The sequence below is a fragment of the Micromonospora sp. NPDC051543 genome, from assembly GCF_044454415.1.
Taxonomy (GTDB): domain Bacteria; phylum Actinomycetota; class Actinomycetes; order Mycobacteriales; family Micromonosporaceae; genus Micromonospora.
This window is the reverse complement of the sequence record NZ_JBITDT010000001.1, coordinates 198,214-217,746: the sequence shown is the minus strand read 5'-3', so window position 1 is coordinate 217,746 and position 19,533 is coordinate 198,214. Positions and strand designations below refer to the sequence as shown.

Genomic DNA, 19,533 nt, shown 5'->3' with positions numbered 1-19,533 from the left:
CAAGCGGCAGATGGCCGTAGAACGGTCGGGGGGCCTGTGATTAGGCTGCGTGCCATGGCCAGCGATGTGGACACCGCACCGCTCGTGGGCCGGACCGAGCTGGTACAGACGGTTCGGTCGGCGCTTCTCGGTGACGTGGCACAGGGACAGACGGCCGCGGTCTTCCTCACCGGCGAGAGCGGTGTGGGCAAGACCCGGATCCTCGGCGAGGTCGGCGTCCGACTGCGTGCGGCGGGTGCGTTGGTGTTGACCGGCAGTTGCCTGGACATCGGCGACGCCTCCCCACTGCACCCGTTGCTCCAGGCGCTGCGGCGTTTCGACGCCGACCTGACCGCCGCTCAGGCGCGCACCTCCTCGGCCGTACGTGGGCTGTTGCAGGTGTTCGCCGACGAGACCGGCGGCCCGGACGGCGCGGGCACGCTGCTGGAACGCGTCTCCCGGGGTCTGCACCTGATCGCCGAGGGGCGACCGCTGGTGCTGATCCTCGACGACCTGCAGTGGGTCGACCGCAGCACCCGACAGCTCCTGCTGTACCTGTTGGCCGGTCTGGGTGACCTGCAACTCTCGGTGCTGGCCGCGGTACGCGCCGAATCGTTGCAGGGCGCGCACCCGCTGCGCCGCGTGCTGACCGAGTTGCGCCGGCTACGGACGGTACGGGTGCTCGACCTGTCCCCGCTGGACCGTGCCGACACCGAACAGCTCGCCGCCGCGGTGGTGGGCCGGCCGCTTCCCGTCGAGGCGGCCGAGCAGGTCTGGCAGCGCAGCGGCGGCAACCCGTTCGTCATCGAGGAGCTGGCACGCGACCTGCGGGACGGGCGGGACGGGCTGTCCGAGACGCTGCGTGAGATCTTCCTCGACCGGGTCGACGCGTTGCCGCAGCACGCGCACGCCGTGGTGCATGCCGTGGCGGCGGGCGTCGAGCCCGTGCAGCACTGGTTGCTGGCCGAGGTGCTGCACCTGCCCGACGGCGAGTTGATCGAGGCCGCCCGGGCTGCGGTCGCGCACCGGTTGCTGGTGAGCGCCGACGACGGCTACCGGCTGCGGCACCGACTCGTCGCCGAGGTGCTGGCGCACGAGCTGCTGCCCGCCGAACGCTCCGGGCTGCACCGCCGCTACGCCGAGGCGCTCACCGCGGCGCCGGGCGAGCTGCGGCAGGCCCGGTTGGCGCATCACTGGCGGCTGGCCGGCGAGCCGGCCCGGGCGTTGCCCGCCGCGGTGGGCGCCGCGCAGGAGGCTGAGCGGCTGCACGGTTACGCCGAGGCGCACCGCCACTGGACGGTCGCGTTGCAGTTGGCCGGCGACTCCGGCTCGCCGGAGGTGGGCCGGGTCGAGCTGCTCGGCAACGCGGCCGAGGCGGCCCACCACTGCGGTGAGCACGCCCGCGCCCTGGCGTTGCTGGAGGAACTGGTCGCGGTGGGGGGTGGCGCGCCGAGCTGCGAGCTGCACATCCGCCGGGCGCGATACCTCGCCGCCGCGGGCCGCTCCGCTCTCGCCGAGAAGGAGTACGAGCGGGCCCTCGACGCGGCGGACTGCTCGCCACAGAGCCGGGCGACCGCCGCCGCGCGGCTCGCCGAACTGCTGCTGCACCTGGGCCGGTACGCCGACGCGGGCCGGCGCGCGCGGGAGGCGCTGGCGTTGGCCGCCGAGGTGGAGGGGTCCACCACCGAGGTGGTGCTCGCCAGCTCGGCGCTCGGCTTCAGCGACGCCTACCTGGAGGACCCGGAGGCCGGGCTGGCCGTCGTGCGTCAGGCCCTGGAGACCGCCGAGCGCTCCGGCCAGCCGGAGGACGTGGCCTGCGCGTACCTGCACCTGGCGGAGTTGATGACCGGGCCGCTGAACATCCTCGAAGAGGGTGTCGTGGTGGCCCGCCGGGGCGCCGAGCGGGTGGCCGAGCTGGGCCTCGGGCGTACCTATGAGACCCGCCTGTTGGCCATCGCCACCAACGGGCTATTCCGGGTGGGGCAGTGGGCCGAGGCGGAGAAGGTGGTGGCCGCCGCGCTGCGGCACCGACCGTCCGGGGCGGACGCCGTCGAGCTGCTGCTGGCCCGGTGCCGGCTGTCGGTGGGCTACGGCGACATCGCGGCCGCGGACCGGGACCTCGACGCGGTGGCGACGGTGCTCGCCGGAGGCGGCGCCCGACACGTCATCCCGCTGCTCACCCTGCGCGCCGGGCTGTCGATGTGGGAGGGCCGGCACGACGTGGCGCGCCAGGCCGTGCAGCGCGGCCTCACCGAGAGCCGCTCGGACGACGTGACGATCCTGTCCGCGCTGGTCTGGCACGGGTTGCGCGCCGAGGCGGAGGCGCACGCCAGCCGTGCCGTCGAGGTGGACCCGACGGCGGTACGCCGGTTGCGGGACGTGGCCGAGCGGGTGGCGCGCAAGAGCGCGTCCGCGGCCCGACCGGTGCGGTCGGTGGTGGACGGCTTCCTGGCGCTGTGCGCCGCCGAGGTGAGCCGCCTGGACGGCAGCGACCCGGAGCTGTGGGCCGCCTCGGTCGCCGAGTGGGACCGGCGTAACCACCCCTACCCGGCGGCGTACTCGCGGCTGCGCCAGGCCGAGGCCCTGCTGGCCCGACGGAGCCGGGTGGCCACCGCGGGCAAGTTGCTCCGGGAGGCGTACGGGGTGGCGCAGGCGTTGGGCGCGGTGCCGCTGACCTCGGAGATCCGGGAGCTGGCCGGGCGGGCCCGGGTGTCCCTTGAGGAGCGGGACAGCGCCGACGGCACGCGTGCCGGCGGATCGGTCGATCCGGCCGACGACGAGTTGGCGACTCTCACCGTGCGGGAGCGGGAGGTGCTCGCGCTCGTCGCCGAGGGGCTGACCAACCGGGAGATCGGGCAGCGGCTGTTCATCAGCGAGCGGACCATCGGCGTGCACGTGTCGCACATCTTCGACAAACTGCAGGTCCGCACCCGTGTGCAGGCCAGCGCGATCCACCTGCGTAACGCGCGCGGCTGACCACACCCCTACGTATCCCCGGCGCCCGTGTGCGCCGGGGATACGTCGTTCTACTGATCCCGGCGGCGGTTGCCGGCTGAGAGGCTGTGGCCCGTCGGCGGCGTCGCGCAGGCGCAACGACATCATGGAGGAGAGATGACCGAACCGGTCTGGGGGCCCGTGCACCGGGACATCGTCGACCTGCTCGCCGATCACCCGGCGGACGTGCCGGCGGTGGTCGACCATCTCACGAAGCTTCAGGACCTGCTGGTGCGGTTGCCGCCGCTGGAGGCGAGCTGCCCGCTCGCCGACTTCAACAGGTTGTACCTGACGATCACCAGCAGTGTGCTGGACGGCCTGTACGACGACCGTTTCGTCGATCCGGTCTTCCTCTCCCGGCTGGACGTCGAGTTCGCGGCCCGCTACTTCGACGCCCTGCGGCTCTGGACCGACTCCAGTCCGGGCACGCCGAAGGCGTGGTCGTGTCTGTTCTCGCGGATGCGGGGGCCCGACGCCCGCCCGTTGCCGTCGGCGGCGGCCGGTGTGAATGCGCACATCAACTTCGACCTGCCGTTCGCGTTGGTGACGACGTTCGACCACCTCGAGTCGGAGCCGGTCGACGGCACCGACCAGCACCACGACTACCTCCAGATCAACAACATCTTCGCCGACAAGATCCCCGGTCTGCGCCGGGGCTACCTGGAGCGGTGGCAGCTGCTCATCGACATGCTCAACGGCGACATCGACGACTGGTACCAGGGGGAACTGGTCGAGTACACCCGCGATGTCGCGTGGCGCAACGCGCAGAAGATCTGGCGGTGCCGGCACGATCCGGACGCCCGAGAGTGCGAGCGTCTGCGGCTGGACGACAACGCCGCTGCGCTTGGACGGTTGCTGCTCTCGCCCCTCGGGGCGTTCCTGCAGTAGCCGGGACGGGGGGTCCCCGCGCTCCGCCCGTGGGGGCGGCGGAGCGCGGGGGCGCAACCACCCGCCCGCTCCACCTCCCCGCGCGGTCCGCCGGCATCCGTCGGCGGCGGCCGGGGAGTCGGCCGGTCGGCCCGGGGGGTGTCGACCGTCCGCCGTCGTCGGCCGGCCCGGGGGGTGCCGGCCGGCGGCGGGGGAGCGGCGGGTGCGGCGAATCCGGGGGTGTCGACCGATGAGTTCCGGGTACGCCCGCGCCATGACCGTCCTGGCCCGGCGTCGTCCCGCTGCCCGACCTCGTCCCGCGCGGCCCGGTCCGCTGCGCCCGGGCGGCCCGGTCCCGCGGCCGGCGGCCCGGCCGGGTGCCCGATGACCGACACACCGACCCGGTTTCCGTTCCGCTTCGACGCGGCGTTCCGTCCGGCACTGGCGCTGGTGGGGGTCCGCCCGGCGACGGCCTGGGTCGCCGTCGACGACCGGGACCTGGAGATCCGGTACGGGCCGTGGCGGCTGCGGACCGGCCGGGACAACGTGCTCGGCGCCGAGGTCGGCGGGCCGTACCGGTGGTGGCGGGTGATCGGCCCACGGCTGTCGCTTGCCGACGGCGGCGTCAGTTTCGGCAGCAGCGCGCAGGCAGGGGTCTGCGTGCGCTTCGGCGTACCGGTGCCGGCCCTGGCGCCCGCCGGCTGGCCCCGGCACCCGGCGGCCACGGTCACCGTTGCCGACCCGGCGGCCCTGGCTCGGCTGCTCGGCGGACCGGACCTGCCCTGAGCAGCCCATCTGCCTGTCCCGTTCGGCCGCTCGGGCCGTGGGCTGGCACCTACGGTCGGATCAGGACCTGCGAGGGTGGGACGGGCGATGGCTGACGAGCACCGGGCGAGACCGCGACGCTGGGGCGGACGACGCCACACGCCGACCGGGCCGGACCCGGCCCTGCGCGCGGCCCGCGACCCGGCCCGGCCGCACCCGGGCGGTCGGCCGGGTGTCGTGGTGCCGGAGCGGGTGGACAGCCCGGCCCGCTCGACGCCGCCGGCCAGCCCGCTGCGGCGGTGGCTTTTCGAGCACCAGGTACAGCCGCCGGGCCCGGAGACGAGCGAGGGGCAGAACCGCAGGCACGCCTGGTGGCAGGTGATGTGCCTGACCGGCGTGGACTACTTCTCGACCCTGTCGTACCTGCCGGGCATCGCGGCGGTGGCCGCCGGCGCGCTGTCTCCGCTGGCGACCCTGCTGATCGTCGCGCTGACCCTGTTCGGCATGTTGCCCATGTACCGGCGGGTCGCCCAGGAGAGCCCGCACGGGCAGGGTTCGGTGGCGATGCTGGAGCGCCTGCTGCCGTTCTGGCGGGGCAAGATCTTCGTGCTCGTGTTGCTCGGGTTCGTGGCCACCTCGTGGATCATCACGATCACCCTGTCCTCGGCCGACGCCACGGTGCACCTGCTGGAGAACCCGTTCCTGCCGGACGCCCTGCACGGCCCGGCGGTGCCGGTGCTGGTCACCGTGGCACTGCTGCTCGTCCTCGGCGGGGTGTTTCTGCTCGGCTTCCGTGAGGCGGTGGTGGTCGCCATCCCGTTGGTGGCCGTGTTCCTCGTGCTCAACGCGGTGATCGTGGTGGTCGCGGTGGCCCGGATCGCCGGCGATCCCAGCATCGTGTCGAACTGGACGGCGGCGCTGACGGCGAGCGGCGGCGGACCCGCCGACGTGCTGCTCACCGCCGTGTTGGCCTTTCCGCTGCTGGTGCTGGGCCTGTCCGGCTTCGAGACCGGAGTCAGCATGATGCCCCTGGTGGCGGCCGACGGACCGGACCGGGAGGCCCGGCTCGCCGCCCGGATCCGGAACACCCGGCGGTTGCTCACCACCGCCGCGCTGATCATGTCGGTGTACCTCATCTCGACGACGTTCGTGACCACCGCGCTCGTTCCGGCCGCCGAGTTCCGGCCGGGTGGGGCGGCGAACGGACGGGCGCTGGCGTATCTGGCGCACGCGTACCTCGGTGAGGGGTTCGGCACCGTCTACGACCTGAGCAGCGTGCTCATCCTCTGGTTCGCGGGCGCGTCGGCGATGGCCGGGCTGATCAACATCGTGCCCCGCTACCTGCCCTCGTACGGCATGGCTCCGGAGTGGGCTCGCGCCGTACGTCCGGTGGTGATCGTCTACACCGTCGTCAGCGTCGCCCTCACGGTCGCCTTCCGTGCCGACGTCAACGCCCAGGCCGGCGCGTACGCCACCGGCATCCTGGCGATGATGGTGTCCGGCGCGGTGGCGGTGACCATCTCCGCGGTCCGGCACCGCCAGCGCGCCGGCGCCGTCGGCTTCACCGTGCTGACGCTGGTGCTGCTGTACGCGTTGGTGGAGAACGTCATCGAGAAGCCGGACGGGATCACCATCTCGGCGCTGTTCATCCTCGGCATCATCGCGGTGTCCCTGGTCTCCCGGGTCACCCGGACCACGGAGCTGCGCGCCGAACGGATCGAGTTCGACGAGGCGGCCCGACGGTTCATCACCGAGTCGCTCGCCCACGACGGCCAGTTGCACCTGATCGCGAACAAGCGCCAGGGCGGGTCCCTGAAGGAGTACACGCTCAAGGAGCGGGCGCAGCGCGGCATGAACCCGGTGCCCGGCGCGTCCGACGTGCTGTTCCTGGAGATCGACGTGGTGGACCCGTCGGGGTTCAGTCAGGTGCTGCGGGTGCACGGGGTGGAGGTGGGGGGTTTCCGGGTGCTGCGGGCCAGCAGCGCGGCCGCGCCGAACGCGATCGCCGCGATCCTGCTCGCGCTGCGCGACGCGACCGGGGTACGCCCGCACGCGCACTTCGAGTGGTCCGAGGGGAGCCCGATCGCGCACCTGCTGCGGTACCTGATCCTCGGCCGCGGGGACACCCCACCGGTGGTGCGGGAGATCATCCGCCGTACCGAGCCGGACCCGCTGCGCCGCCCGGGTATCCACGTCGGCGGCTGAGGGCACGCGCCGTCTGGTACCGAAAAAGATGAATGGCAGCACTATTCACGTTCACACCTCCCTGTCCGTATTGCGGTCATATCGTGACCTCTGGTGGCCGGCGGCACGTCCGGCCCCCCGCGCCCGAAATGGGACGCGGTCATGGCACGTACGCAGGAAGGCAGGAACCGGATGTCCACGTACCGACCAGGAGACCGCCCAGCTCGACCTCGACGGCGGTCCCGATGGTTCTTAGCCGGCGGGCTCCTGGCGGGGAGCCTGGTGGTGGGCGCGGCCGGGGTGGCCGGCGTCGCGGCCGCCGCCGACCGTGACCTCTCCCTCGGCGTCCTGGGCCGGTTGACCGCCGCCGACCGCGACGACGACCGGCGCTCCGGCGAGCGGTCCAGCCCCGAGCGCGGCGGGGAGGACGCCGAGCGGGCCCGGCCGCAGACGCCGGGCACCGGCAAGCACGGCGTGGTCGAGGTGCCCTGCGACGCGGCGAAGCTGGTGGCCGCGTTGGTGGCGGCCAACGCGGAGGGCGGCGCCGAGCTGCGGCTCGCGCCCCGGTGCCGATACACGCTGACCGAGGCGTTCCACGAGACCGACCAGTACGACGGCGGGATCCGGGACGCCCGGGAGCAGGCCGACGCGGCGGAGACCCCCGGGGACGCCGACGCCCCGCCGCACAACCCGGCCGACGACACGGCCGGCCTGCCGGTGATCTACCAGCCCATCACCATCGACGGCGCCGGCGCGACGATCGCCCGCGACGCCCAGGCCGAGGCGTTCCGGTTCTTCACCGTCCGCGACGGCGGCGAGCTGACCCTGCGCGACGTCGAGCTGCACAACGGCCGCTCGGCCATCGAGGGCGGCAGCGTGCACGTCGTGCACGGCGCGACGGCCGTGGTGGAACGGGTCACCGTCACCCAGAGCACGTCGCTGTCGCCCGAGGGCGGCGGCGGTGGGATCTTCAACGACGGCAATATGGTGGTCACCGACTCCACGTTCATCGGCAACAGCGCCTCCGGCGCCGCGGGCAAGGGCGGGGGCCTGCTCAACGGCGGAGTGTTGACGCTGAAGCGCTCGGAGTTCCAGCACAACAGCGCCAACGGCTACGGCGGCGGGCTCGGCAACTACCGGGGCGCGGCCGACGTGGAGAGCACCAGCTTCGCGCAGAACAGCGCCGGGCAGGGCGGTGGCCTGGCCAGCTTCTCGGCCCGGACCAAGGTGTACGACACCGAGTTGCTGAACAACACCGCGCAGGTCGGCGGCGGCGCCGCCAACTCCGACGCGGTGCTGGTGATGCGCAAGATGACCATCCGCGGCAACACCTCCACCGTCAACGGCGGCGGCATCTCGACCGTCAAGGGGCTGCTGCCCCTCGACGACAGCGTGGTGGCCGGCAACACCACGCACGGCATCGGGGCGGGCATCTACACCGAGAAGTCCAACCTGCTCGTGCGCGGTAGCGACGTGACCGGCAACGAGGCGGTCGGCGCGACGTCCAAGGGTGGCGGCATCTACGCCACCGCGGGCGCGGTGGCGCTCTACACGAGCAAGGTCACCCACAACGCGGCCACGGTGAAGCCGGGCGGCATCTTCGCCGAGCACGCCCAGGTGAAGATCGACGACGAGAGCGTGGTCGTCGAGAACGAGCCGACCAACTGCGAGGGCAGCGCCGTACCGATCGCGCACTGCTTCCGCTGAGTTCCACCCGTCCTCCATCCTGAGCGCGCAGACGCCCGCCCGGACAGCCGTCCGGGCGGGCGTGCTCGTGCGCGGGTGCGGCCGCTCAGCTCGGCGCGCGCAGCCGCCCGGACAGGTCGGTGGCGAAGAAGTCGAGGAAGCCGTCGGGGTCCGGACCGGCGTTCTGCAGCACGATGTGGTCGAAGCCGGCGTCGACGTACGACCGGACCTTCGCCACGTGCGCCTCGGGGTCGGGGCCGACGGCGAACAGCGCCCGGACGTGCTTCTCCTCGACGTGCGCGCTCGCCGCGTCGAAGTTCACCGGGTTCGGCAGCTCGCTCATCACCTTCCACCCGGTGACCATCCAGCGGCTCTTCTGCAACACCGCCCGTACCGCCTGTTGCTCGTCGGTGGCCCAGGCCAGCGGCACCTCGGCGTAGCGGGGGCCCGATCCGCCGGCGCGCCGGTAGTGCTCGACGACCGAGGCGTCCGGATCGGTGGCGAAGAGTCCGTCGCCCAGTTCGGCGGCGAGCCGGGCCGATGCCTCCCCGCTGGCCGCGACGGCGATCACGGGCGGGGTGTCCGGCAGGTCGAAGACCTGGGCTTCCTCCAGGTGCAGGTGCCGCCCCTCGTACGACTGGTAGCCGCCCTGCCAGAGTAGTCGGATGATCTCCAGCGCCTCGCGCAGCCGTTCGTGCCGTCCCCGTACGCTGGGGAAGCCCTGTCCCACGACGTGTTCGTTGAGCCGTTCACCCGCCCCGACGCCGAGGGTGAACCGTCCATCGGAGATCAGCGCCATGGTGGCCGCCGCCTGCGCGATGATCGCCGGGTGGTAGCGCACCGTCGGGCAGGTGACGCCGGTGGCGAGGCGCAGCGTGCTGGTGCGCGTCGCGATCGCGCCCAGGACGCTCCAGGTGAAGGACGAGTGGCCCTGCGCCTCCAGCCAGGGGTGGTAGTGATCGCTCATCTCGACGAAGTCGAAACCGGCCTCCTCGGCCCGGACGGCCTGGCGGATGATCTCCTGCGGCCCGAAACCCTCCGAGGCCAGCTTGTAGCCGATCTGCATTGGCGCGCCCCCGATCCGTCCCGGCCCTGACGGCAGTCGGTTCCCGACCGCAGGACCGACAAACCAGCCCCCTGTGCCCGCCCGTAGTTTTCACGCCGGAAACATTCCCGGCACGTGGGGGGCGGTCGGTGCCGGTGCCGACGGTGCCCGGGTCGGTGAGTGGGTGGAAGGTCGAGATCGGTCGCGCCTTTGTTGCCGGCCGGGGTCATGTCTCGAACTTGTGCCCATCTGTAGATCTGCATACATCGATGTAATCCGATCGCTGGCTGTTAGTAACCTGCTGCGGACCGTCCGGTCGAATGTCTCTCGATGGGAGAACCAGGCGTGCAGAAGAAGAAGTTGTTCATCAGCAGCGCAGCGGCACTATCGGTCAGCGGTCTTCTGCTGGTCGTTCCTCTGAGCGGGGCGAACGCGGCTGACACCAGTCCCGCCGCGAACAAGAAGCCGTCCGGGATGACCGCATTGTCGCAAACGACAGGGACTCCCGTGACAGTGGTGGCGGGCGCGAACAACATCTCCTTCGCCACCTGCCCCGCCGGCACGATCGTCACCGGAGGAGGCGGACAGACATCCGGGTTCGACATCTTCATCACTGACTCGTTCGCGTCGGGCAACGGCTGGGCGGTACGAGGCTCCAACCGGGGGACCACGGCTCAAAACCTGACGGCCGTCGTCACCTGCCTCGGGTAGACCAGCTCGCAGATGGGCCCGTTACCCCCGGCGTCGGGGGTAACGGGCCCGCGGTCATTCCGGGCGTTGCCAAGCCCTCCAGGGCGCCGACGGGCAGGAAGGGCAGTGTCCTAGGACGCTTTAGGGGGTGTGGGTGGGGACACCGAGCCGGCCTCGGGTGGAGACGAAGTGGTAACTCATGACGGCGAACGCCGGGTCGCGGACCAGTCGACGGAAGGCGGTGAGCTGCTGCGGTGACAGCCCCGCCGCCAGCAGGTCGGGCTCCAACTGGCGGGAGTTCGTCTCGTAGAGCGACGTGCCGGAAGATCCGCCGGCCCAGCTCTGCGAGTGGGTCACGGTGTCGACGTCGGCGAGCCCGGCGAGGGTCATCTCGGTGTGCACGTCCTGCGCCCACCCCAGGTCGGCGCCGTGGTCCTGGAGCACCCCCATCATGGTGTCCATTACCTGCGCGAACAGCTTCGCCGCGTCGTCGCTCGGCGCGGTCAGCACCCGCACCGGCGTGGTGCAGTCGAACTCCTCGACGACCAGCCAGCCGTCGGGGGCCAACGCGCCGGCGAGGGTACGCAGGACCCGCCGACGCTCGGGCAGGTGCAGCAGCACCAGCCGGGCGTGGATCAGGTCGAACGCGTCCCCGGGCGGGGGATCGGCGCGCACGTCGTGCCGGCGTACCCGCAGGTTGCCGTCGGCCACGAGGTGCGTGGGGTCGATGTCGGTGGCCAGCACGCTGCCGTCCCCGCCGACCGCGCGGGCGATCCGCCGGGCCATCGAGCCGCCACCGGCCCCGACCTCCCAGCAGGTCGACCCGAGGCGCAGGACCGGACGGGCCAGGCGGCGCATCGTGATCGGGTCCAGGAAGGACTCCAGCGCCCGCATCTGCGGCACCGCGTCCGGTGCGCCGTTGTCGAAGGTGTACGTCCCGTCGCTGATCGGTGTCGCCATACGTCTTCCGCCTCTCCGAGTGAGTGACTGCGGGGGTCGGCCCCGAACGCGGGGACCGGCTGTGACTACGGGGTGTCGGCCCAGAGCCGTGGGCTCGCTCCGGTGCCCGGGGGCGTGCGGGTGGCGGTGACGCCGACCATCGCCTCCAGGCGGCCCGGGTCGCTGCGCGCCTCGGTGGTCGGCCGGTCGTAGACCACCCGGCCGTACTCCAGCACCGCCACCCGGTCGGCGACCTCGATCGCGTGGCGGAGTTGCTGCTCGACGAGCAGCACGGTCAACCCGTTCGCGGCGAGGTGACCGACGAGGTCGCGGACCCGCGCGGCCAGGTCGGGCGCGAGCCCCTCACAGGGTTCGTCGAGCAGCAGCACCCGCGGCTGGCCGAGCAGCGCGCGGGCGATGGCCAGCATCTGCTGCTCGCCGCCGGAGAGTTCGCAGCCGCGGTGTCGCAGCCGTACCGCCAGGCGCGGCAGCAGCTCGAGGATCCGGGCCACCGTCCAGCCCTCGCCGCCGGGTGTCGCGGCCCGCCACGGCGCGGCCGCCAGGACGAGGTGCTCGGCCACCGTCAACCGGGAGAAGACCCGCCGGCCCTGCGGTACGAGGCCGACGCCGGACTGGGCGACCCGGTGGGGTTGCCGTCCGGCCACGTGGACGCCGCCGATCTCGACGCGCCCGCTGGAGGCGCGCACCAGCCCGGCGATGGTGTGCACGAGGGTGCTCTTGCCGGCGCCGTTGCGACCCACCACGGCCTGGATGGTGCCCGCCGGCACCCGCAGGTCGACGTCGTGCAGCACGGTCCCCCCGGCGTAGCCGGCGCGGAGGCGCTCCACGTACAGCATCAGGACACACCGTCGGCGTAGGCCCGCCGCACCAGCGGCGAGGTACGGATCTCGTCCGGTGTGCCGGCGGCCACCGTCCGGCCGTCGCGCAGCACGGTGACGGTGTCGCAGAGGGCGTACACCAGGTCCAGGTGGTGCTCCACCAGCAGCACGGCGACCTGCCGGGGCAGCGCCGCCAGCAGTTCGGCGAGCCGGCCGACCTCGCTGGCGGACAGTCCGGCCGCCGGTTCGTCGAGCAGCAGCAGGCGGGGACGGCCGGCGAGGGCCATCGCGATCTCCACCTGCCGGCGTTGCCCGTGTGCGAGCTGGCCGGCGGGTACCGTCGCGAGGTCGGACAGGTCGAGCTGATCGAGCAGCGCGGTGGCGCGCCGTCGGGCGGCGTCCCGGGTTCCACCCGGCCACCAGCGGTGTGGCCGGACCGCCCGGGGCAGCGCGGCGACTTCGACGTTCTCGCTGACGGTCAGGGTCGCGAAGACGGCGGGCCGCTGGTGTGTCCGGTCGATGCCGCGGCGGGCCCGCGCCGCCGGTCCGAGCCCGCTGACGTCGCTCCCGGCGAAACGCACCGTGCCGCGCTGCGGGCGGGTCGTCGCGCCGAGCACGTTGAGCAGGGTCGTCTTGCCGGCCCCGTTGGGCCCGATCAGGGCGTGGCGCTGGCCGTCGTGCACGCACAGGTCGACGTCGGTGAGCGCGGCGAGCGAGCCGTACCGCACGGTGACCTTCTCGGCGCTGAGCAGGCAGGTCATACCCGTAGCTCCGGTGTGCGGGCGGCTGGCGGGGCCGGGCGGTCCAGCGTGGGGACGGGTTGCCGCGACCCGCCGCGTGGTCGGCGGACCCGTGTGACGCCCGTGGGCAGCAGGTAGACCGTCGCCACGAACAGCGCGCCCAGCACCAGCGGCGCGTGTCCGGGCAGGATCCCGAACAACCAGTCGCGTACGGCGATGACGAGAACCGCGCCCACCAGCGCGCCGCCGACCGACGCGGTGCCGCCGATGACGACGCCGAGCAGCAGCAGCGCCGACGTGTCGAAGCCGAAGTCGGCGGGGGAGATGTACTGCTGGGCGACGACGAGCAGCGAGCCGGCCGCGCCGGCGATCGCCCCGGCGGCGACGTGCGCGCCGGACAGGTAGAGCGGCACCCGGTGCCCGCTGGCGCGCAGCCGCGCCTCGTCGTCGCGGGCGGCCCGCAGCAGCAGCCCGCCACGGGTGCGTACCAGCAGCAGGACCGCGCCGACCAGCGTCGCCACGACGATGAGGGTGTAGACGTACCGGTCCCGGTCGGAGGCCAGCACCGGCAGTCCCCACAGCGGACGGACCGGGGTGATTCCGGCCAGGCCGTCCGTGCCGCCGGTCACCGACCGCCAGCGTCCGAGGACGGTCACGACGAGCTCGCCGATCGCCAGGGTGATCATCAGGACGATGACGCCCCGGGCCGGCACGACCAGCGGCAGCGTCACCGCGGCGAGGGTCGCCCCGGCCAGCGCCGCCACGGCGACCTGCACCACGCCGACGTCGGAGACCTGGCTGCCGAGCACCGCGCTGGCGTACGCGCCGGCGGCGTACGGCGCGGTCTGACCCAGGGTGGGCAGGCCGGCGACACCGGTGAGCAGCGCGACGCTCACCCCGACCAGGCCCAGCGCGAGCGTCCGGGCGAGGATCGCCGCGGTGTAGTCGTCGACCACCCACGGGGCCATGATCAGGCCGGCGACGACGAGCGCCGCGACGGCGGCACGCGCCCGGCGGAGCACCCCGTCCCTCACGCCGCCGCCCACCGCAGGGCCAGACCGCGCGCCCGAACGGCGAGCACGGCGGCCATGGCGGCGAACAGCAGGAACGGGGCGGCGGACGGCAGCAGCGCCACGCCCAGCGTCTGGATCTCGCCGACGGCCAGCGCCGCGAGCAGGGTGCCCACCATGGACCCGAGCCCACCGAGGACGACGACGACCAGCGACAGCAGCAGCACCGTGTCGGCGGTGTCCGCGCCGGGGCCGATGATGGGCGCGCCGAGGACCCCGGCCGCGCCGGCCAGCGCGCCACCGGCGGCGAGCACGCCGACGCGGATCCGTGCCGGGCTCACGCCCAGGCAGGCGACCATCTCCGGGTCGTCCACGGCCGCGCGGACCAGCATCCCGGCCCGGGTCCGCCGCACGACCAGGTAGAGACCGGCGGCCAGCGCCGCCGCCACGACGATGAAGACCAGCCGGTACGCGGCGTAGCGGTGCCCGGCGACCGCCACCGACCCGTCGAGGGCGGCCGGGACCCGTACCTGCGGGTCGTCGGGGCCGAAACCGGCGACGAGGAGGCTGCCGCCGGCCATGGCCACCCCGAAGGTCAGCAGCGCCTGGGTGAGGTGGTTGCCGGTGGCGACCGGCGTGAGCAGCCCGGCGAGCACCACGCCGGCGGCGGCGGCGGCCAGCACACCGACCCCGAGAGCCAGCGCGAGACTCGCCCAGCCGCCGTCGAGCACCGCCGCGGCGGTGTAGCCGCCGATCGCGTAGAGCATGCCGTGTGCCAGGTTGAGGATGTTGGCGACGCCGAAGCAGAAGACCAGGCCCGCCGCGGCGACGAACACGAGCAGCCCGTAGGCGACACCGTCCAGCGCCGGGATGAGGTACGGGTCGATCCGGTTCGTGCCGGCCGCGACGGTGCTCACCGGCCGACGGTCGCGAGGTCGCCCACGACGGTGTTGGACAGCGCCCGACCGTCCTGGCGGACCTGACGCAGGTACCACTTCTGCACCGGCGAGTGGGTGACCGAGGAGAACTGCCACGCGCCGCGCGGGCTGGCGATCTGCCCGAGCTTGCCGATCTCCGCGTTGATGGCCTCCGGTGTCGGGTCGCTGCCGGCGGCCCCGATGGCGCGGTCGAGCACCGCCGCCGCGTCGTACGACGCCAGGGCGTACGTCGTCGGCGACCCGTCGTGCTTGGCCTTCCACGCCGCGACGAAGTTGCGGTTCTCGGCGTTGTCGAGGTCGGGGGAGTAGTTGAGCACGGAGTAGATGTCCCGGGCCGCCTCGCCCTGGGCGTTGAGCACGCCGCCCTCGGTGAGGAATCCGGCCGCGTACAGCGGGATGTCCTTGATCTCGGACTGCGCGTACTGCTTGACGAAGTCGACGGCGGCGCTGCCGGCGTAGAAGGTGAAGACGGCCTGCGCGCCGGAGGCCTTGATCCGGGCGAAGTACGGCGTGAAGTTGGTGGTGGCCGGGAACGGCGTGAAGGTGGTCTTGCCGTCGGGGTTGGCGAGCGTCCCGCCGGCCTTGGCGAACGCCTCGGTGAAGCCCCGCAGCTCGTCCCAGCCGCCCTGGTAGTCCGGGCCGATGGCGTACACCGAGCCCTTGACGTTGTCCTTGACGTGCTGGGCGATCGCGGCGCCCGGCTCGTCGGAGAGGTACGAGGTGTGCCACACCCGGGAGACGTCCTTGATCTCCGGCCGGCCGTTGGAGCCGACGAGCGGAACCTTGGTCTCCTGCAGCAGCGGGTAGACGCCGGCGACCGAACCGCCGCCGACGATGCCGGTGAGCGCGGCGACGCGGTCCTGCTTGAGGAGCTTGGTCGCCGCCGGTACGGCGGTCGCGGCGCCGTTGCCCTCGTCGGCGACGACGAGGTCGACCTGCCGGCCGCCGAGCTTGCCGTCGTGGGTGTCCAGGTACAGCTCGAAGCCGTCGCGGATGTCCTTGCCGACGGACTGGTACGTCCCGGACAGCGACGCGAGGAGTCCGATCTTGATGGACCCGCCGCCGCTCGTGGCCGGTTCGTTGTCCGCGCAGGCCGTGCTCACGGTGAGCACGAGCGCGAGCAGCGTGGCGCCGACGGCACGGCTGCGCGCAGGGGTGGTGAGGGACATATCGTCTCCAGGGGAAGAGGAGGAGGGGGTCGGTCGGTGGGTCAGCGGCTGCGGGCGAGCGCCGCTCGGGCCGCGGGGGTCAGCGCGTCGCCGATCCGGTTCGCCAGCTCCGTCATCTCGTAGGACACCTTGCCCACGTCGCAGTCGGGCGCGGCGAGCACGAGCAGCGACGCGCCGTCGTTGAAGGCCATCGAGAACATGAAGCCGCCCTCGAGCTGCGTGACGTTGGAGATCACCGCCCCGGCGTCGAAGAAGGCCGCCGCGCCCCGCAGGAGGCTGACCAGGCCACTGCCGGTCGCGGCGAGCTGGTCCGCCCGGTCCGGGGGCAGGTCGCGGGTGGCGGCCACCATCAGGCCGTCACTGGAGATGGCGATCGCATGGCTGACCTCGGTCGCGCGCTCGGCGAAGCTGTCCAGCAGCCAGCCGAGGTCCTGGTGGTCGGTCACGTGCTCTCCTGTCCCGTCACTTGTTGCTGAGGTTGATCGGGGTACGGCGGCGGGCCGCCACTCCGCGGGCGTACGCGGCCATCGCGGTGGCGACCTGGGCCGGGTCGCGGTACTCGGAGCGTTGCTGCGGGGCGGGCGGGGTGACGCCGCCGGGCACCAGGTGCCGCTGCGGTTGTCGTTTGGGCAGGCCGGCGGTGGTGGTCGTGGCCACCTCGGGCGTCTGGGCCTGGGCGGCGGTCTGCCACGCGTCGTCGGCGGGGCTGGACCACTGACGGCCGTTCGGGGCGTCCACGACGTCGGTGTGGAACCAGTGGTTGACCTGTTCGAAGATGAGCAGCTCCTCGGTGGGGGCGTCGGCGGGGTCCACGCGGGGCGTCGGGCGGAACACGGGCGCCGCGGGCAGTGTCCGCGTGGCGGGGGCGTGCCCGGCGGTCGGTTCCGCGCCCGGTCGGTACGGGGGCGGCGCGACGGACGTGCGGGCGGACCGCCGGGACAGTCGGCCGGGCGCGAGCAGGTACTCCTCCGGCGGCAGTGACCGGATCATGGCAGCGGGCAGCGTCGCCTCGGCGAGGGTGCCGCGCCGGGGGCCACGGCGCAGTTGGACGCTCGCGCCGAGGCGGGCGGCGAGCTGGCCGACGACGACCAGGCCCATGGCCCGGACGGCGGCGACGTCGATGGCGGGTGGTCGGGCCAGCAGCTCGTTGAGTTGCTGCAACCGTTGCGGGGGCAGGCCCACGCCCTCGTCGCTGATCTGGACGATGACCCGGTCGCCGAGGCTGCGGCCGCTCACCCAGGTCTCGCTGCCCGGCGGTGAGTACGCCGTCGCGTTGTCCATGAGTTCGGCGAGGAGGTGCACGACCTCGTCGACGGACTTGGCGGCCACCGCGACGTCGCCGTCGACCATGCCGAGCCGGATCCGCGCGTAGTGCTCGATCTGGGACTGGGCGGCCTGGAGCACCTGTTGCAGTGGGACGTCGTGTTGGCGTACCCGGCCCACGCCGACGCCGCCCAGCACGAGGAGGCTGGCGTTGATCCGGCCCATCCGGGTGGCCAGGTTGTCCAGGGCGTAGAGCTGGTGCAGGCGGTCGGGGTCGGTCTCGTCCCGTTCGACCCGGTCGACCTGTGCGAGGACGGCGTCGACGAGTCGCTGTTCGCGTCGACTGAGGTGGATGAAGATGTCGGCGGTGTTGGCGCGCATCACGGCCTGTTCGGCGGCGGTCCGCACGGCGGCCTGGTGCACGGCGCTGAACGCCTGACCGAGTTCGCCGATCTCGTCGTCGCTGGACGCCTCCAGGGCCGCCGTGGACTGTTGGCGGGCCAGCTCGTCGGGGTCGACGCTGGAGCTGTCGGGGCGTTGCAGCCGGGCCACCACGGCGGGGAGCTGTTCGAACGCGACGGCGTTGGCCGCGTCGCGCAGTCGTCGCAGCCGGCGGGTGATCTGCCGGGCGACGGCCCAGGTCACCAGGGCGGTCAGCACCAGCGCCAGCAGGACGCCGACGGCTTCGGCCACGGCCCGGCGGCGCTGGTCGGCGTACGCGTCGCGCACGTCGTCGAGCACCGCCACGTCGACGCGGCCCCGCAGGTCGGCCAGCCGGGCGGCGCGCTGCTGCGTCGTGGTGACCCAGTCGGCGGTCGCCAGGCGCAGCGGCGATCCCGGTTGGGCGCGGTTCACCTCGTCCTGCATCCGTTGCAGGGCGAGCGCCTCCGTGCCGGTGCCGGCCTGCTCCCACCACAGGCCCCACTCGGCCGGGGCGAGGGCCAGGAAGGACAGGCTGGACTCGGTGTAGCTGGTGCGGGCGGCGGTGATGTCCTGCTGGGTGGCGGGGGTCAGCTCGCCGGCCGCCACGGCCCGCAGGACGGCGACCTGCTGCTGGCCGATCGCCTCGGCGGTCTTCGACAGCGCGGCCGAGGCGCGGATGCCGTCGGCGAGCCGCGCGTTGACCACGCCGTGCGAGACGTTGTCCCGGAAGGTGATGAGGTCGGCGATCGCGATGCGGTAGCTGAACGTCATCGCGGACACCGAGGCGTGTTCGGCCGTACGGACCTGGGTGCGCAGCGGTGCCAGGCCGTCGAGCGCGGCGTCGACGCGGCGCAGGAGCGTGGCGTTGGCGTCGGTGGGCACCCGGTCGCGCTGGCGGCGGTAGCGCGCGACGGAGGCGTCGGTGGCGGCCATCTCCGTGCCGAAGGCGTCCTGCTGTTCGGCGGCGGCGTTGGTGAGCAGGTCGGCGGCCGCGACCCGTTCGCGTTGCAGCCGGTACGCCAGGTCGCCGGCCTCCGCGCCGAGGCGGGCCAGCACCTCCAGGTCGCTGGCCCGGGTCGTCTGGCGGGCGCTCTCGGTCAGCGCGAGGCCGGCGAACCCGATGACGGCGACCAGTGGCGCCGCCACGATGAGGCGCATCCGGCCGGCGATCTTCCAGCCGCGCTGGCGGGTCGGGTAGGGTCGGGCCGCGTGGGACCTCGTGCTCGACGCCAAGATTGACTCCCGCGACTCGTCGATGACGGTCTATTCGCACCTTGCCGAATGCAAGTCCCATTCCGCCGGAACCCGCGCTCGGAGGCCAGACCTCGCGGTGGTACAAACTGGCCGTACCAGCATCTGTACCCAGAGTCAGCGACCGGTGGCGCGCTGCCTCCGGCCGGTGTGGGACGCGCTCAGCGCTGGTCGTCGAGGCGCTCGGACCCGCGCCGTGGTGCGGCGTCGTCCGCCTCGGGTTGGCTGCTGAGCACCTGACCGATCAACTCGCGCAGCTCGTCGATGGCGTCCACCACGGCGCCCGGGTCGCGCGCGTCGCGACGACCGCGCTGGCGCGGCACGGGTGGGTCGAGGCGAGCACGGTCCGACGATCGCGGGCCCCGTCGTCCGTCCGCCGCCAACTGTTCGGCCGCGACCTGCGGCCACAGTCCGGCCAGCCGACCGCCGGTGTCGAGCACGTCGTCGCAGCGGACCGCGAACTCCTGGCTGCCGAAGCGGCGGCCCGACTCCACCGCCGCGACCGTCTCCCGGCTGAACCGCACCAGGTCCGCCAGGGCCCGCTGGGTCAGGCCCCGCCGTACCCGGCAGGCGCGCAGCTCCCACCGGAACTGTTGGCTGGCCGCGGAGTACGCGGCGCTCGGCGGGGGCGTGTGCTCCATGCGCTCACCTTCGTGGCGTCCGCGAATCAGCGACGGGCGTCAGATCGAGATTGACCGACGGGTCGGACATTCATAGGGGGCAATTCTTAACCCATGACACGATGGGTGTG

Annotated in this window: 16 protein-coding genes; 6 read left to right on the top strand and 10 right to left on the bottom strand. The window is 73.2% G+C overall.

Annotated features, from left to right (window positions below):
* Positions 1-54: 54 nt before the first annotated feature.
* The 5 genes from ACIA3K_RS01120 to ACIA3K_RS01100 all read left to right on the top strand — a co-directional run bounded on the left by ACIA3K_RS01120 (position 55) and on the right by ACIA3K_RS01100 (position 8,496).
* The gene (locus ACIA3K_RS01120) at positions 55-2,955 is read left to right on the top strand and encodes an AAA family ATPase (protein WP_396798250.1); all 2,901 of its coding nucleotides are present in this window, start codon (positions 55-57) and stop codon (positions 2,953-2,955) included.
* 135 nt (positions 2,956-3,090) lie between these two features.
* Positions 3,091-3,861 (top strand): DUF5995 family protein, encoded by a 771-nt coding sequence (locus tag ACIA3K_RS01115; RefSeq protein ID WP_396798249.1) that lies wholly within the window; start codon positions 3,091-3,093, stop codon positions 3,859-3,861.
* A gap of 363 nt (positions 3,862-4,224) precedes the next feature.
* On the top strand, positions 4,225-4,626 hold the full coding sequence (locus tag ACIA3K_RS01110; protein ID WP_396798247.1) for a hypothetical protein: 402 nt from the start codon (positions 4,225-4,227) through the stop codon (positions 4,624-4,626).
* Between the two features lie 87 nt (positions 4,627-4,713).
* Positions 4,714-6,810, top strand: a complete 2,097-nt coding sequence (locus tag ACIA3K_RS01105; RefSeq protein WP_396798246.1) for an amino acid transporter — start codon at positions 4,714-4,716, stop codon at positions 6,808-6,810.
* Between the two features lie 171 nt (positions 6,811-6,981).
* Complete coding sequence (locus ACIA3K_RS01100; RefSeq protein ID WP_396798245.1) at positions 6,982-8,496, top strand: hypothetical protein; 1,515 nt, start codon at positions 6,982-6,984, stop codon at positions 8,494-8,496.
* Positions 8,497-8,581: 85 nt separating this feature from the next.
* Here ACIA3K_RS01100 and ACIA3K_RS01095 read toward each other — a convergent pair whose 3' ends face one another.
* A complete protein-coding gene (locus ACIA3K_RS01095; protein ID WP_396798243.1) occupies positions 8,582-9,541 on the bottom strand; it encodes a TIGR03557 family F420-dependent LLM class oxidoreductase in 960 nt (319 codons plus the stop codon).
* Positions 9,542-9,865: 324 nt separating this feature from the next.
* Between ACIA3K_RS01095 and ACIA3K_RS01090 the strand changes: the two genes are divergently transcribed.
* Complete coding sequence (locus ACIA3K_RS01090; protein WP_396798242.1) at positions 9,866-10,231, top strand: hypothetical protein; 366 nt, start codon at positions 9,866-9,868, stop codon at positions 10,229-10,231.
* A 120-nt stretch (positions 10,232-10,351) separates the two neighbouring features.
* Here ACIA3K_RS01090 and ACIA3K_RS01085 read toward each other — a convergent pair whose 3' ends face one another.
* The 9 genes from ACIA3K_RS01085 to ACIA3K_RS01045 form a co-directional block, all read right to left on the bottom strand.
* A complete protein-coding gene (locus ACIA3K_RS01085; protein ID WP_396798241.1) occupies positions 10,352-11,170 on the bottom strand; it encodes a class I SAM-dependent methyltransferase in 819 nt (272 codons plus the stop codon).
* 65 nt (positions 11,171-11,235) lie between these two features.
* A complete protein-coding gene (locus ACIA3K_RS01080) occupies positions 11,236-12,006 on the bottom strand; it encodes an ABC transporter ATP-binding protein (RefSeq protein ID WP_396798239.1) in 771 nt (256 codons plus the stop codon).
* Complete coding sequence (locus ACIA3K_RS01075) at positions 12,006-12,749, bottom strand: ABC transporter ATP-binding protein (RefSeq protein ID WP_396798238.1); 744 nt, start codon at positions 12,747-12,749, stop codon at positions 12,006-12,008. Before ACIA3K_RS01075 ends, ACIA3K_RS01080 begins: the two co-directional genes overlap by 1 nt.
* A complete protein-coding gene (locus tag ACIA3K_RS01070; RefSeq protein WP_396798237.1) occupies positions 12,746-13,762 on the bottom strand; it encodes a branched-chain amino acid ABC transporter permease in 1,017 nt (338 codons plus the stop codon). Before ACIA3K_RS01070 ends, ACIA3K_RS01075 begins: the two co-directional genes overlap by 4 nt.
* Positions 13,759-14,655 carry a branched-chain amino acid ABC transporter permease gene (locus ACIA3K_RS01065; protein WP_396798236.1) on the bottom strand — a complete coding sequence of 299 codons (897 nt, stop codon included), beginning with the start codon at positions 14,653-14,655 and terminating at the stop codon, positions 13,759-13,761. The genes ACIA3K_RS01070 and ACIA3K_RS01065 overlap by 4 nt, the downstream gene beginning before the upstream one ends.
* Positions 14,652-15,845 (bottom strand): ABC transporter substrate-binding protein, encoded by a 1,194-nt coding sequence (locus tag ACIA3K_RS01060; protein ID WP_396798235.1) that lies wholly within the window; start codon positions 15,843-15,845, stop codon positions 14,652-14,654. Before ACIA3K_RS01060 ends, ACIA3K_RS01065 begins: the two co-directional genes overlap by 4 nt.
* 41 nt (positions 15,846-15,886) lie before the next feature.
* A complete protein-coding gene (locus tag ACIA3K_RS01055) occupies positions 15,887-16,291 on the bottom strand; it encodes a roadblock/LC7 domain-containing protein (protein WP_355051152.1) in 405 nt (134 codons plus the stop codon).
* A gap of 16 nt (positions 16,292-16,307) precedes the next feature.
* A complete protein-coding gene (locus ACIA3K_RS01050) occupies positions 16,308-18,764 on the bottom strand; it encodes a nitrate- and nitrite sensing domain-containing protein (protein ID WP_396798234.1) in 2,457 nt (818 codons plus the stop codon).
* A 179-nt stretch (positions 18,765-18,943) separates the two neighbouring features.
* On the bottom strand, positions 18,944-19,423 hold the full coding sequence (locus tag ACIA3K_RS01045) for a helix-turn-helix transcriptional regulator (RefSeq protein ID WP_396798233.1): 480 nt from the start codon (positions 19,421-19,423) through the stop codon (positions 18,944-18,946).
* Between the last annotated feature and the right edge of the window lie 110 nt (positions 19,424-19,533).

Bases quoted from the DNA above. Each gene is read 5' to 3' on its own strand.
- ACIA3K_RS01080 (WP_396798239.1), bottom strand. From the start codon at position 12,006: ATGCTGTACGTGGAGCGCCTCCGCGCCGGCTACGCCGGGGGGACCGTG.
- ACIA3K_RS01115 (WP_396798249.1), top strand. From the start codon at position 3,091: ATGACCGAACCGGTCTGGGGGCCCGTGCACCGGGACATCGTCGACCTG.
- ACIA3K_RS01105 (WP_396798246.1), top strand. From the start codon at position 4,714: ATGGCTGACGAGCACCGGGCGAGACCGCGACGCTGGGGCGGACGACGC.
- ACIA3K_RS01085 (WP_396798241.1), bottom strand. From the start codon at position 11,170: ATGGCGACACCGATCAGCGACGGGACGTACACCTTCGACAACGGCGCA.
- ACIA3K_RS01045 (WP_396798233.1), bottom strand. From the start codon at position 19,423: ATGGAGCACACGCCCCCGCCGAGCGCCGCGTACTCCGCGGCCAGCCAA.
- ACIA3K_RS01110 (WP_396798247.1), top strand. From the start codon at position 4,225: ATGACCGACACACCGACCCGGTTTCCGTTCCGCTTCGACGCGGCGTTC.
- ACIA3K_RS01060 (WP_396798235.1), bottom strand. From the start codon at position 15,845: ATGTCCCTCACCACCCCTGCGCGCAGCCGTGCCGTCGGCGCCACGCTG.
- ACIA3K_RS01075 (WP_396798238.1), bottom strand. From the start codon at position 12,749: ATGACCTGCCTGCTCAGCGCCGAGAAGGTCACCGTGCGGTACGGCTCG.
- ACIA3K_RS01100 (WP_396798245.1), top strand. From the start codon at position 6,982: ATGTCCACGTACCGACCAGGAGACCGCCCAGCTCGACCTCGACGGCGG.
- ACIA3K_RS01095 (WP_396798243.1), bottom strand. From the start codon at position 9,541: ATGCAGATCGGCTACAAGCTGGCCTCGGAGGGTTTCGGGCCGCAGGAG.
- ACIA3K_RS01120 (WP_396798250.1), top strand. From the start codon at position 55: ATGGCCAGCGATGTGGACACCGCACCGCTCGTGGGCCGGACCGAGCTG.